Below are 13,761 nucleotides of genomic sequence, written 5' to 3' on the forward strand. Positions count from 1 at the left end.
GGGCTGGGGAGACGGTGCGGGCGGGGGAGGTGCTGGCGTCCATCATCCCGCTGGGCTCCGTTCGGGTCCTGGCCCAGTTCGCGCCGCAGGCCGCGCTGGGCCGGGTCCGCGTAGGGCAGCGGGCCCACGTGTACCTGGATGGCTTTCCCCGGACCCAGTACGGCGGGCTGGTGGCGACGGTATCCGCCGTCGCCAGCCAGGCACGGGATGGCCAGGTCCGGGTGGAGCTGGACATCGAGGAGGAGGGGGGCTCCATGCTGCCCCGTCAGCACGGGCTGCCCTGCACCGCGGTGGTGGAGGTGGAGTCCACCTCGCCCATGCGCGCGCTGCTCCGCGCGGCGGGAGCCCTGTTGGATGGGCCGCGCCCCGAGCCGGTACGCACGACGCTGGGGATGACGCAATGAGCTTGCCTTCCGGGCCCCGCCGCGGGTGGCGCCGGCTGCTGGCCCCGGAGGTCGTGCAGACCTCCGCGATGGACTGTGGTCCGGCGGCCCTGAAGTGTGTGCTGGAGGGCTTCCATGTCCCGGTGAGCTATGGCCGGCTGCGCGAGGCCTGCCAGACCGACGTGGATGGGACGTCCATCGACACCCTGGAGGACGTGGCGGCGCGGCTCGGGCTGGAGGCGGAGCAGGTCCTGCTTCCGGTGGATCACCTGCTGCTGCCGGACACCCAGTCCCTGCCCGCCATCGTCGTGGTGCGCCTGCCCAATGGAAACACCCACTTCGTCGTGGTCTGGCGGCGCCACGGGCCGCTCGTGCAGGTCATGGACCCCGCCACGGGCCGCCGCTGGCTGAGCCAGCAGCAGTTCCTGCGCGAGCTCTACGCCCACGTCATGGAGCTGGACGGCCTCACCTGGCGCGGCTGGGCGACCGCTCCTGAGTTCACCCGGGCCGTGCACACGCAGCTGGTGCGCCTGGGGCTGGAGTCCTCCGGAGCGCAGGCGCTCATCGACTCCGCGCTGGCCGACCCGGGCTGGCGGCGGATGGCGGAGCTGGATGCCGCCACCCGGATGATGCATGACCTGCTGCGCGGAGGGGCCTTCCAGCGGGGACGCGAGGCGGGCCAGGTGCTCCAGTCCCTGCTCGAACTGCTGCGGCAGGCGCCGGACCCCGTCGAGCTGATTCCCCCCATCTACTGGTCGGCCCGGCCGCTGGCGCATTCGGACGACCGGGTGGCCGTGCGGGGCGCCGTGCTGATCCGCATCCAGGGGTTGAAGCGCGAGGCGCGGCTGCATGATGGCGAGCCCCCGGCCCAGCTGGGCGTGGAGCTGGAGGCGGCACTCAAGGAACCGCCGGAGCAGCCAGCGCGGCAGCTCTGGAGGCTCCTGCGAGACGAGGGGCGTCTGGCCTTGTGGCCCCTGCTGGCGGGCCTCGTCTGCGTGGCCCTGTTCACGGCGCTGGAGGTGCTGCTGCTGCGCAGCGTGTTCGAGCTGAGCCGCATGCTGCCACTGCCCCGGCATCGGCTGGGGGCGCTGAGCGTGCTCGTGCTGCTGTCGCTCGGGTTGCTGTGCCTGGAGCTCCCGGTCTCCTACCGGCTGCGCAGGCTGGGGCGAGAGCTGGAGGGCCGGCTGCGGATCGCCTTCCTGCGCAAGCTGCCGTACCTGGGAGACCGCTACTTCCAGAGTCGACTCAGCTCGGACATGGCCCACCGCAGCCATGACATCCACCGGCTCCGGCTCCTGCCGGACCTGGCGGACCGGGCCGTGCGGGTGGTGCTGGAGCTGGGCGTGACCACCGCGGGCATCCTGCTGCTCGCGCCCGAGGGAGCCACGCTCCTGCTGGCGCTGTGCGCGGCCATGCTGCTGCTGCCGCTGGGGGTGGGCCCGCTGCTCGTGCAGGCGGACATGCGGGTGCGGACCCACAACGGCGCGCTCGCGCGCATGTACCTGGACAGCCTCCTGGGGCTGATGCCCCTGCGGGCCCATGGCGCGGAACGCTCGATGCGGCGGGAGCATGAGGGGTTGCTGGTGAAGTGGATGGCCGCGGGGCTGCGCCTGCATGGGTGGGTGACGCTCGCCGAGGGACTGTGCACGCTGGTCGGCTTCTCGCTGGCGGCCTGGCTGCTCGCGCGCCATCTGGGGACGGTGCAGGAGACGGGGACGGCGCTGCTGCTCGCCTACTGGCTGCTCAACCTCTCCCTGCTGGGCCGGGAGTTGACGCAGCTCGCGCTCGAGTACCCCGCGCAGCGCAATGCGACCCTGCGGCTGCTGGAGCCCCTGGGGGCTCCTCCCTCCCCGGACGCGAAGCAGCCCTCCGTGGCCGGTCCGCTGGCGTCACACCCCGGCGAGGACCGGGGCGTGGGGGTCGAGCTGCGAGAGATGTCGATCTGCCTGGGGGGCCAGCCCGTGCTGCGGGAGCTGAATCTGACGCTCGCGGCGGGAGACCACGTCGCCGTGGTGGGCCCGTCCGGGGCCGGCAAGTCAAGCCTCGCGGGGGTCCTGCTGGGCTTCCATGCGCCCTCGGCCGGAGCCGTGCGGGTGGAGGGGCAGCCGCTGGAAGGCGCGCGCATCGAGTGGCTCCGGCAGCACACCGCCTGGGTGGACCCGGCAGTCCACCTGTGGAACCGGTCGCTGCTGGACAACATCCTCTACGGCGCCTCCGAACGGGACACCTCGAACCACGAGGCCGCGCTGAGGCAGGCGGATCTGCTGGGCATCCTGGAGGCCCTCCCCCGGGGGCTGCAGACGCCCCTGGGCGAAGGCGGGGCGCTGCTGTCGGGAGGAGAAGGGCAGCGGGTCCGCTTCGGCCGGGCCACCTACCGTCCCCAGGCGCGGTTGGTGGTGATGGACGAGCCCTTCCGCGGATTGGATCGCGAGCACCGCCGGGAGCTGCTGTCCCGCGCGCGGCAGCTCTGGAGTGAGGCGACGCTGGTGTGCATCACCCATGACGTGGGAGAGACCCGGTCGTTCCCCCGGGTGCTGGTGGTCGACGCCGGGCGCATCGTCGAGGATGGGACGCCGGCCGAGCTGGACCGTCCGGGCACGCTCTACCGGGAGCTGCTCGAGGCGGAGCACGCTGCGCGCGAGGAGCTCTGGGGCGGCCCGGAATGGCGGAAGATCCGGCTCGAGCGTTCTCGGGGCCAGCCCGCTTCCCGGAGGCAGGCCTCGTGAGTGACTCCTGGGAGGCCCTCTCCTGGCCTGGCCGCAGCCTGGGCCAGGCGATTCCCGCCCTTGCGCAGGCTTGCGGCCTCACGTACCGCAACGCGCCGCTGCCTTCGCCGGTGGCGCAGGCCGGTGCGCCGGCCTCCGCCTGGAGCACCTGGCTGGAGGACGCCGCGAGCTGGCTTGGCCTGGAGCTGGAGCTGGTGGGCACCTTCTATCCGGAGGTGGAGCAGATGCTCGCCGGCGCCGCCCCGGCGCTGATCCAGCTTCCCGGCGAGGGCGAGCCCCGCTTCATCCTGCTGGTGGGAGGGACACGGCGGAAGGTGAAGCTGCTGACCCCTGAGCTGCGGCGCGTCCACCTGCCGCTGCAGCGGCTGCATGAAGTGCTCTGCCAGGAACTGGAGCGGGCCCGTGAGCCCGTGCTGCAGCGGATGCTCTCCGCGACCCAGGTGCCCGAGGGACGGCGCGCCCGGGTCCGCGCCGCGCTGCTGCGCAACCAGCTGCGCAGCAGGTGGGTGGGGGGCTGCTGGCTGTTGCGGTATCCCCCGGGCGCCTCCTTCTGGAACCAGGTGAAGCAGCGGAAGCTGCACCTGAAGCTGCTGACCCTGGTGGCGGCGCAGGCGTTCTCCTATGGCGGGTGGCTGCTGGCCTGGTGGCTGCTGGGCCGTGGGGCGCTGTCGGGGCGGCTCGACCCGGGAGTGATCCTGGGGTGGGCGGCGCTGCTGGTGGCGCTGGTGCCGCTGCGGATGCTGATGGCGTGGATGGCGGGGCGCATGTCCGTCGAGGGCGGAGGGCTGCTCAAGCAGCGGCTGCTGGCGGGCGCGCTGTGGCTGGAGCCGGAGGAGATTCGCAGCGAGGGGGTCGGGAGGACCTTCAGCCGGGTGCTGGAGGCGGAGGCGGTGGAGTCGCTGACGATGGGAGGCGGAGTCCAGGCGGTGCTGGCGCTGCTGGAGCTGGTGTTCGCGGGCGCCATCCTCGCGGTTGGCGCGGGGGGCGGCGTGCATCTGGCGCTGCTGCTGGTGGCGCTGGCCGCCGGGGCCCTGGTGGGCTGGCGTTACGCCCGGCTGAGGGCCCAGTGGACCGGGCTGCGGCTGCTGCTCACGCATGAGCTGAGCGAGCGCATGTTGGGGTACCGCACACGCTTGATGCACGAGACGCTTGAGCAGTGGCACCACGACGAGGACCAGGGGCTCTCGCAATACCTCTCCGTGTCGCGGCGCATGGATGGAGTCCAGGTGCTGCTGGGCACGCTGCCGCGGGTCTGGATGGTGCTGGGACTGCTGGGCCTGCTGCACACCCTCGTCTCGGCGCCCGCCTCTCCAGAGGGGCTTGCCGTGGGCATCGGGGGCATGCTCCTGGCGCGCCAGGCGCTCGTGCGGGCCAACCTGGGCCTGTCGCGCCTGATTGACGCGGTGCTCGCCTGGGACAAGGTCGGCCCGCTGTACCGGGCCGCGGCGCGAGGCCAGGAGGAGTGCGCGCCGGGCGCGCTGGTGGCGCCGCTGACGGACTCCGCCGAGAAGGGGCCCGAGAAGGTGGTGGAGGCGCGGGGGTTGGGCTTCCAGTACCCCGGGCGCACCCGGCCCGTGCTTCAGGGCGCGGAGCTGTCGCTCATGCGCGGAGAGCGGACGCTGCTGGAGGGGCCCTCTGGAAGCGGCAAGTCCACCCTGGCCGCGCTGCTGAGCGGGGTGCGCATCCCCACGGAGGGGTTGCTGCTCTCCCAGGGCCTGGACCACGCGACGCTGGGCCTCCGGGGCTGGCGCCGACGCATCGTGCTGGTGCCCCAGTTCCACGAGAACCATGTGCTGACCGGGGCTTTCGCCTTCAACCTGCTGATGGGACGGAGCTGGCCGGCGAACGCGCAGGACCTGCGCGAGGCGGAATCGCTCTGCCAGGAGCTGGGCCTGGGGGACTTGCTGCAGCGCATGCCGGGCGGGCTACAGCAGGTGGTGGGAGAGACCGGCTGGCGGCTCTCGCATGGAGAGCGCAGCCGGCTCTTCATCGCCCGTGCCCTCCTGCAGCGGCCCTCCATGGTCATCCTGGATGAGAGCTTCGCCGCGCTCGACCCCATCACCCTGAAGCGCTGCATGGAGTGTGTCGTCCGCCGCGCACCTGCCCTCATGGTGATTGCCCACCCCTGAGGTGGCCCCGCCGGGCACCGTCCCCCCGCGCCTGTCTCCCCACCGGAGGCAGACGCCAGGGGTTCGCGACGCTGGAGCATGCCGGGTCGGCCGCGCTCAAAGCGCCAGGAGCACATCGACTTGCGCCTGCAGCGTGCGGGCCTCTTCGTGCCTGCCAAGCTGGATGTAGAGCGCCACCGCGTCGCGCCGCTCCTGGACTTCCCGCTGGAGGAGCGCATCCACCGCCTCTGGAGACAAGAGCAGTCGAGCCACTTCACCACTCCCGAGTCCCTCCACGCTGCCGGCGATGGCGCCACCGGCCGGGGCAGAAGCGACGCTCACGTCGGGAGCCTCGGCATTATCGATGGCGGCGAGCGTTTCCCGAAGCACCGCGGAGGCGGGTGCATTGCGAGTGCGCAGTGCGTCTTTCAGCGCGGCACGCAGCGCTGCCTTCCATTCAGCGACGGTCCTCATGCGCCTACAGTAGACGAGCCTGGCGCCCGAGGCAGCGGCCAGTCACAGCTTGAGGCCATCGTCTTCGTGCTTCGATGCTGCATTCACCGAGTCGGTGACGACGGCCAACGTGCACGACACTCACGAACTCTTTCCTCTCGTCGACTCCGTGCCTGCAGTGAGAATGCTGTCGAGGCAACGACGCTTTCGCCCGGCAAGAATCCACGGCGATATGTCACCAGGATGCAGCCAGGGGCAAAGCCTCCGGTGGACGAAGCGCACGAAGATGCGCCCAATGGGGCGCGTGAAGCCTGCCTTTCTTGGTAAGGAAGGAAACCGGCACGCTACTGTGGGGATCCAATGCACAGCTGGATGTACTTGGTCGTCGGGCTGCTCGCAGGGACAGGCATCACAGGCTTTGTCGCATGGGCAATCTTGAGGAGACGAAGTAGGGGATCAGGCGGGCGCCTTGCCGGGCCCCCAAGGAGGTGGAGGGAGGATGGGACTGCGGAGGCCCAGGTGGGGCGCGCAGGTGTTCCCCCCGAGATCGTAGCCGCGCCGGAAGTGGCCGCGGTGGAGACCGAGTCAGGCACCGCGATTGAGTGGTCGATGGGGCCGATGAAGCTCGGCACGGTGACACGCCTCTCCATGTCGGCGGGCATGCGTCGTGAGGAGATGGTCATCAACCCTGCGCTGCGCGACGGCGTGGAGGTGCTGCTTCAGGGCGCGCCTGCGCTGGCCTCCTCGATAGGGCAGATGCTTACCAACAGCTACACGCTTCGCTTTACCGCCGAGGCATCCAGGGGATTGGCTGATGGCTCTTTGAGGATGATGCCTTCGAAGCTGGGTGGCATCCGAGCCAACGTCATCAACGAGAAAAGCCGTGTCGTCTCGCAGGCGAGCCTCGACGCTGTGTCGAAGGCTGGGGCAGTGACCCTGGCGGTATGGCAGGGACTTGCCATCATCACTGCTCAGAAATTCCTTGCGGACATCAATAAGCGCCTTGCTTCCATCGAGCGCGGTATCTCGGACCTGAAAGAATGGCTTGAGCAGGAGCGGCTCGGAAGTCTCCAGGGGAGCCTGGCTTACCTCAGGCATCTGGCAGAGGCCGCTCAGCGAAGCGACCTCACCGAGGCGGACATCTTCGCCTTCGCTGGTCAGCTTGAGTCTATCGAGCGCGAAGTGCAGCAGAGCATGGCGTCCTTGGAGCCCTCCCTTGACCAATGCTTTGTTGAGGCCAAGCGGATGACTCTTACCGGGAGGGGGCTCAAGGAGCATTCGGGTGCGGCTCAAGAGCAGGTGCTGACGTTCGAGCGCCGCGCCAAGGAGTTCTATCTTGCCGCGTTCGTGCGTGGGGCAGCCATCCAGGTGCGTTCCGCGCTCCCGCTTGCGCAGGGAGTCGCAAGGCTTCGCCTTGATGAACTCGGCGCGGACCTCCAGCGGCAAGGCGAGAGGCAGAAAGCCTTCCTCAATACTCTCAGCACTCGCGTCCCCGAACTGCAGGGGGCCTGGTCCTGGGACTCCACCGATGAAGAGCACCAGAGGGTGCTGCGTAGTTTGCTGCATCAGGCGGAGCGCAATCTTGCCGATGGGGCCTGCTCAGTGAACGAGGCCGTGCGGAATCTAAAGGAACGATTCCAGGCAGAGTTCGAGCAGAGTCACGCGCCTCTCGAACTCGTCGCCACCCTTGATGGGACAGGCGCCCTGGTTCGCTTGGAGAGGGTTTTACAGGATGGCTAGGGCTTGTCCGTGAGCAATGGTCCCTCCCGTGCCCTCTGTCCTCACACCCCACACGTCGGCGGGGCCCGGCAGAACTGCATGCCTGCATCCAACCAGGAGCAGTCGCATCCTCCGAGGGCAAGTCGCCACTTGTCGACCCAACGGCTGGTGCTTTCACGACCCAGGTGCGCGCCGTGACGGCCATGGAACGCTGTTGATGCGAGGCTCCCTTGGTGAGGTCATGCCAGGTCCTCCCGCGCTTCCAGCAAGGCCCCCTTTTCAGCAAGGGCCTCTGCTCCTGCTCCGCCAATGCTACGCTCAGCGGATACCCCCCTCCGGACGGTTCACTTGGCGGCAGAGATTCTTGGCGCGCAGTACCCTCTCCTGAAGGTCCTCAGCAACGACTTTGTCTTTAACATCCCGCTCTATCAGCGCCCCTACGCGTGGACGGAGGAGCAGACCGGGGAACTGCTGGATGACGTGCTCGGCTTCATGGGCGCGCCGGGCGACAAGCTTGATGCGCTTCCGCCGTACTTTCTGGGCAGCATCGTTCTCATCAAGCTGCCAGAAAAACCTGACTCTGATGTGGTGGATGGGCAGCAGCGGCTCACTACGTTATCCATTCTCCTCGCTGGGCTGCGCTCCACCATCCAGAACGCGGACATCCGTGCGGCCCTGACCACCCGTCTCTACGAGCCGGCTGATGCACTCGCCGGCAACGGTCCGCGCTACCGGCTCACCCTGAGGGAAAAGGACGCGGACTTCTTTCGAACCTACGTGCAGGAGGAGGGGGGCTTCGAGAAACTCGCCGCATTCAACTCGCCAGCAACCGACGCGCAGCGACACGTGCGCGCCAACGCGCTCTACCTCACCGCGCGCTTGCAGGGATTGAGCGAGTCGGAGCGCATCCATCTGGCGCGCTATCTCATCCAGCGCTGCTACCTCATCGTCGTCTCCACGCCTGACCTCAACTCCGCCTACCGCATCTTCTCCGTCCTCAATGACCGCGGGCTCGATCTCTCGCACTCGGACATTCTCAAGGCGGATGTCATTGGCAAGGTGCGTGCTGAGCGCCAGGAACTCTATAACCGCAAGTGGGAGGACGCCGAGGCGGCGCTGGGTCGCGACGCCTTCGCCGAGCTCTTTAGCCACATTCGCATGATGTACGTGCGCGAGAAGCCGCGTGACAGCATCCTCAAGGAGTTCCGTACGCACGTGCGGCCTGCGGAGCGCCCCGAGGAGTTCATCGACAAAACGCTGCTGCCGCTCGCGGACGCCTTCGAGGTCGTGCGCACCTACCGTTACGAGAGCGACCGTGGGGCCGAGCAGGTGAACACACTGCTGCGCTGGCTCGACCGCATCGATAACCGCGACTGGGTGCCCAGCGCCATCCTTGCCGTCTCGCGCCTGAGGGGTCAACCCGAGCGACTGCACGTCTTCCTCGTCGAACTTGAGCGACTGGCGGCCCTGATGATGCTGCGGCGGGCCAACGTCAACGAACGAATTGAGCGCTATGCCCTGGTCCTCAAGGACCTGCACGAAGGCCGTGACCCGTTCGCCGAAGGGGCCGCCGTCTACGGCGACGACGACCTCGACCGGAAGGGGGCGCGCGCTGCGCTCGACGGAGACCTGTACTTGCTGACGAAGGTGCGCATGTACGTGCTCACCCGGCTCGATGAGCTTCTGTCGGACGCCGGGGCCACCTACGATCACGAAACACTCACCGTGGAGCATGTCCTGCCGCAGTCGCCAGCCGAGGGAAGCCGGTGGCGCGAGTGGTTTCCAGAAGTCCAGCAGCGCGAGGAATGGGTGCACCGGCTGGGCAACCTCGTATTGCTCACCCGCCGCAAGAACGCAGAGGCAAGCAACCTCGACTTCGAGGAGAAGAAGTCGAAGTACTTCCACTCGCCCAAGACGAAGAGTGCGGTGCTCGCGCTGACGGTGGAGGTGCTGCGGGAGGCGCGTTGGACGCCGGAGGTGCTCGAACAGCGGCATCAGCGACTCGTCGAGACTTTGGGCAAAGCCTGGAGAATCTAAACCACCGTGAGCGACGGCTGTGCTCGTTGGATGCAGGCCTCGTTCCCAGGGAACGAGGTCGTCGCGGCAATAAAGGCAGGATCGTCATCGTCGCAGAGCTCTCCGTGGGCATCGATGGTGCGCTGCACATGGTCGCCACGCTGGGCGGCATCGGGCTCGCGCAGCAGGTCGCCCTCGCAGCGGAGAATGACAGGCGGCTCCGCTCCTCTTCGTACGCGCCGCACTCGCGGACTGCCTGACTCCGACAGTGGACGTGGAGGCTCTCGGTACGTGGGACATCACACAGACCGAAGGGGAAAACGGATCGCTGGGAGCTGCAGCTTCAGGAGGGAGTCGGGCTCTATCTTCCGGGGCCGCGGGCTTCGTGGCCGGCGCGCTCGGCGCGGCAGGGGTGGAGGAGAGGGCGAGCAGCAGCCGCGTGGTGAGCATGATGCGGGCCACGCGAGGGGCCAGCCAGCGCTCCGGACGCTCGCCCTGACGCGGCGCGGTGAGCCCGGACGCGCCAACGCTCGTCGGCGCAACTCCTGCTCTCAGGGGACGAGAATTGAGAAAATCATGCGAACCCAATCCCACCGCCCCCTTCTCCACGTCGGCTCCACTGGCCACCGCGTTCAGAAAGTTGAAGAGCGCCTGAAATCACAGGGCTACCTCAAGGGTGCAGCCGACGACCGCTTCGACGCGAACACCGGCAGGGCGGTGGTCGACTACAAGCGCGACCACGGCTGGGAGGGGAAGCCGAAGGGAGTCGCCGGCGAGCGGATGGCCCACTCGCTGAAGGACCCCGGCGCCACCACCCCCACGACCACCAGCGGCGGCTGCGGCACGATCGCCCAGATCCGCCAGCCTGGCGGCAGCGGCGACAAGGGCAAGACCCCGTCGAAGCTCAAGGGCGCGACCTACAACGTCGAGCGCGACCGCAACCCCAAGGACGTGCAGAAGTGGCTGGGCAAGTTCGCCAAGAGCAACGACCTCGACTTCGTCCAGCTCCAGGAGATCAACGGCTACCACAAGGCCCTGGAGAAGATCCCCGGCTACCACCTGGTGACCTTCCCCGGAGCCAAGGACCATGGCGAGACGGGCATCCTCGTCAAGGACAGCCTGCTCGAAAAGCAGGCCATGTCCATCCAGGGCGAGGGCGGCGGCTGGACCACCGTGCGCAACGGCCACGCCCCTCCGCGGGCGGCCACCGCGGTCCAGCTCGCGGGCTGGCTGAAGGTGGTCTCGGCCCATCAGCCGCCCTCGGTCGACTGGAAGAACGGGCAACCCGTCGGGCCGCCGAACCGGGTGAGCACCTACAAGTCGCTCTCCGAGAAGCTGCTCGCCTTCGCGAAGCGGCAGCTCGAGAAGAACCCTGATCAGGCGCTGCTCATCGGCGGCGACTGGAACGAGCCGGCGTCGACGAAGGGGAAGTGGTCGCCCGGCTGGATCGCCCAGCAGGCGGGCATGACCACCCACGGCGGCGTGGAGACCCACGGCCACGGCAAGATTGACTATGAGCTGTCCGCTGGGTGCCGGGTCTCGAACGTCAAGGCGGGCCCGACCGGCGGATCGGATCACAACATCGTCACCTTCACCGTGAGCCGCCCGAAGGGCAAGGGCTGAAGCGCCGCCTGGGCTGACTCGAGCGCTCGAAACAACCGCGCCCCTCGCTCCTGAACGGGAGGAGGGGCGCAGTCGTTCCAGCAGGGCGAGGCGCTACCGGCCGACCTCCTTGAGCATGTCCAGGTCGAGGTCGGCCACCACACCCTCTGCCTGATCCTCGCTGGCCATCGGCTCGAGCTGGCCGCGCGGGTTCACGAAGCAGGAACCGTCGTTGGCTGCAGCGCAGGAGCCGCCCCGTTCACGCCGATACAAGTCATTCGTAAAGTGCATCAGCCTGGTGATTCCTCACCCAGGATCCTCAGTCCGAGCAGGGCCATTTGCGCAATCTCCTCCTGCGGCTGACGCGAAAGCTCCCGAAGCAATCCGGCGTCCGCATGCGTCCGGGCTGAGGGCTGAAGAGAGAAGTGCATCACGAGCGCGGTGAGGACTCCGAAGCGGAGCAAGAGAACCTCAGGATTCAAGCCTGGCGCCTTGCCGAGAGCCCTTCTGAGCGCACTTCCTTCACCAGGATTCAGTGCAAGGGCTCGCAGAAGATCCGCCAGGACTCGCGGGAGTTCTGGCACGGGCAGCGGTGCGAGAAGGTCGAGGATGACGCCGTGGACCCTGATGTCCAGGTTCGCCGCCCGGCCTTGCCGGATGAAGGCAAGCAATGACGGGAATAGGGACGATGGCAGGGGTCGAAACGACGCCAGCGCTTTCGCCGCCGCATAGGCAACATGGTGGTCGACGTTCCTATCCGCGTCTCCATAACGGGCATTCCGTGAGTCAGCTAGCAACTGGCAAAGCACATCGAGTCCTTCCCACCACTTCCCCTCACGGATTGCATCGACACAGGCTTCACGAACCCGCGCACTTTCGTCCTGCGCCAGCGTGAGAATGACCTGCCGTTCGGCACCGTCTGCCTCTGGAGCAAGTCCACGAAGTGCCAGCAATCGGCATTCGTAGTCCTCATCGCCTAGCGCCTTTTTCAACGCTGCGCGTGCCTCAGGGGTCTTCATCCAGGTGAAGGCGCGAAGAGCGGCCTTCCGGATGTCCACATCGGGAGCCTGGAACGCAGCCCATGCCCGTTCGGTTACATCCTCCCCTAGGGCCGCGAGCAGCATGAGCGCGGCGCGTCCCAGCCCGGTTTCCAGATCGATGCTCCATTCCCCCAAGAGGCTGCGGCACTTGCCTGATAGCGTGTTGGCGGCATCCGGGGAGAGGCGTCCCGTTTCGTCCATCAAGATGCAGGCTCTGAGGGCTGGTATGTCTGGATTATCCAGTGCCTGGGTCAGCAACTCATGGAGGTGATAGGCCTCATGGGGATTCCGATGCGAATCAATGTCCATCCGCCGGACGAGGAAGAGAATAGCCGCACGACGGTGCTCCGATGCGTGCTCGAGGGAGGAGAGAAGGTGTTGGCTGAATCCTTCAGTCTCGGACAGGGATCCCAGTGCATCCATACACATGTTTAGATGCCTGGACTCCCCAATCGCCAGGGTCTCGAGCAACTGCGGGACGAGCTCGACCACCCTGCCCGCATTGAGAACATTGCCCAAAGCCCACACCGTGTCCGGCATGCAACTCTGATAGAAGGCGCGCAATTCCTCAGCAGTCGCTTGTGGCAACTGAGCGTGGCGCTCCTGCGCTCTTCGTAGTTCCCATTGCCGATGTTCATCGGCCTTGTCGTCATCATGGAGGTCATCAGAAAGGTGGGGCGGTATCCTCTCGGAAAGAACAAGTGACCAAGCGCCCAGGAATTCCTCATGACGAGGCTGTTCCAACAGCCAACCGTAGCCCTGCTGTCGCCTTCGTTCCCGAACTGCCGCTGTGAGTGCGAGCCACAAGCCATGACACTCTGCGCTCGGCTCCATCCAGACATCTGCGTCGAATTCATTCAGCGCTTTCTGCTTTGCTCTGCGTCGAATGGACTCATGAGCCGCATCGTCGCGCTGATCTGCCTGTTCAAGTTCCCCGAGCAGCGTCTCTAGAAGTTCATCATGGGGCGGGGTCGGAGACATGAGAATTCCATGTACCGCTTCCGACAGACCCGACTCCTCACGGAGTTTCAATCCGTACTTGACGGCCTGCTGGAAGTCAGCAGTCAGGTCCCACCCGATCCGCCAGAGCCACGATGCCAATGCGCCTTTGTATTCATGGTCAAAAGGAAGCGCCCATCGGATGTAATGGCGAGCGACAGCGCGAGCCTGCCTTGATTCTCTCACCCTCGCCCATTGCGATTCTGTCCATGCAGGGGGAAGAAAGGTCCCCACAGTGTACCAACCACGCACGCGCCGGTGGGAGCCAGTGACTGCGTCAACAAAGAGTGCGACAGGTCCTGAACCTTTTAACCAATCCCAGTCCATTCCGATCAGGTCCCGGAATCGTGGAGAGTCCACGCGTACCAGTTGGGCTCGCAGGTGCTTTCGGAGGATTTTCTTCGCCGGGAAAGGCAGCGGGATGGATGCTGCGCGCATGCCTTTCGCCATTTCGAAGGCTTCATCGAGCCTCTTCGCGCCAACGAGGTCCGAAAGCAGCGCATTCAATACCTCACTTGCGAGTTCCGGTTCCTTCTCAACGATGCGATTGAGACCTTCTGCCGTGGTAGAGTGGATGCGGTAGTACGCCTGAGGCATCCCCTCATCTGAATCAGATGAGACCAAAGGCTTCGCGGAACACGGCGTGCTCGCGTACCAGTTGACCAAACCGCTCCACCAGGGGACGCAGTCGCTCATCGCTCATGCGTGGCATGGC

General features: G+C 67.0%; 8 protein-coding genes and 1 pseudogene. 6 read left to right on the forward strand and 3 right to left on the reverse strand.

Going from position 1 to position 13,761, the window contains the following annotated elements; translation table 11 throughout:
* The 3 genes and pseudogenes from D7W79_RS26875 to D7W79_RS26885 form a co-directional block, all read left to right on the forward strand.
* Positions 1 to 404: pseudogene (locus D7W79_RS26875) on the forward strand (hypothetical protein); the annotation flags it as partial.
* Entirely contained in the window at positions 401 to 3,109 is a 2,709-nt protein-coding gene (locus tag D7W79_RS26880) for a cysteine peptidase family C39 domain-containing protein (RefSeq protein WP_120528252.1), read from the forward strand. The pseudogene D7W79_RS26875 and the gene D7W79_RS26880, both read left to right, overlap by 4 nt.
* The gene (locus D7W79_RS26885; protein WP_120528253.1) at positions 3,106 to 5,238 is read left to right on the forward strand and encodes an ATP-binding cassette domain-containing protein; all 2,133 of its coding nucleotides are present in this window, start codon (positions 3,106 to 3,108) and stop codon (positions 5,236 to 5,238) included. The genes D7W79_RS26880 and D7W79_RS26885 overlap by 4 nt, the downstream gene beginning before the upstream one ends.
* 96 nt (positions 5,239 to 5,334) lie before the next feature.
* Here D7W79_RS26885 and D7W79_RS26890 read toward each other — a convergent pair whose 3' ends face one another.
* Positions 5,335 to 5,691, reverse strand: a complete 357-nt coding sequence (locus D7W79_RS26890) for a GatB/YqeY domain-containing protein (RefSeq protein WP_120528254.1) — start codon at positions 5,689 to 5,691, stop codon at positions 5,335 to 5,337.
* A 498-nt stretch (positions 5,692 to 6,189) separates the two neighbouring features.
* Here D7W79_RS26890 and D7W79_RS26895 point away from each other — a divergent pair, with 498 nt between their 5' ends.
* The 3 genes from D7W79_RS26895 to D7W79_RS26905 all read left to right on the forward strand — a co-directional run bounded on the left by D7W79_RS26895 (position 6,190) and on the right by D7W79_RS26905 (position 11,028).
* Positions 6,190 to 7,410, forward strand: a complete 1,221-nt coding sequence (locus D7W79_RS26895) for a hypothetical protein (RefSeq protein WP_147442071.1) — start codon at positions 6,190 to 6,192, stop codon at positions 7,408 to 7,410.
* A 327-nt stretch (positions 7,411 to 7,737) separates the two neighbouring features.
* Entirely contained in the window at positions 7,738 to 9,426 is a 1,689-nt protein-coding gene (locus D7W79_RS26900) for a DUF262 domain-containing protein (RefSeq protein WP_208729846.1), read from the forward strand.
* A 555-nt stretch (positions 9,427 to 9,981) separates the two neighbouring features.
* Positions 9,982 to 11,028: a peptidoglycan-binding domain-containing protein gene (locus D7W79_RS26905; RefSeq protein ID WP_158617047.1), complete on the forward strand. Its 1,047-nt coding sequence runs from the start codon at positions 9,982 to 9,984 to the stop codon at positions 11,026 to 11,028.
* A 93-nt stretch (positions 11,029 to 11,121) separates the two neighbouring features.
* Here D7W79_RS26905 and D7W79_RS43820 read toward each other — a convergent pair whose 3' ends face one another.
* Both D7W79_RS43820 and D7W79_RS26910 read right to left on the reverse strand, forming a co-directional pair.
* The gene (locus D7W79_RS43820) at positions 11,122 to 11,298 is read right to left on the reverse strand and encodes a hypothetical protein (RefSeq protein ID WP_158617048.1); all 177 of its coding nucleotides are present in this window, start codon (positions 11,296 to 11,298) and stop codon (positions 11,122 to 11,124) included.
* Positions 11,298 to 13,643, reverse strand: coding sequence for a HEAT repeat domain-containing protein (locus D7W79_RS26910; RefSeq protein ID WP_208729847.1), 2,346 nt, complete (start codon positions 13,641 to 13,643; stop codon positions 11,298 to 11,300). The genes D7W79_RS43820 and D7W79_RS26910 overlap by 1 nt, the downstream gene beginning before the upstream one ends.
* Positions 13,644 to 13,761: the final 118 nt, after the last annotated feature.

Source organism: Corallococcus exercitus, from assembly GCF_003611585.1.
GTDB lineage: Bacteria > Myxococcota > Myxococcia > Myxococcales > Myxococcaceae > Corallococcus > Corallococcus exercitus.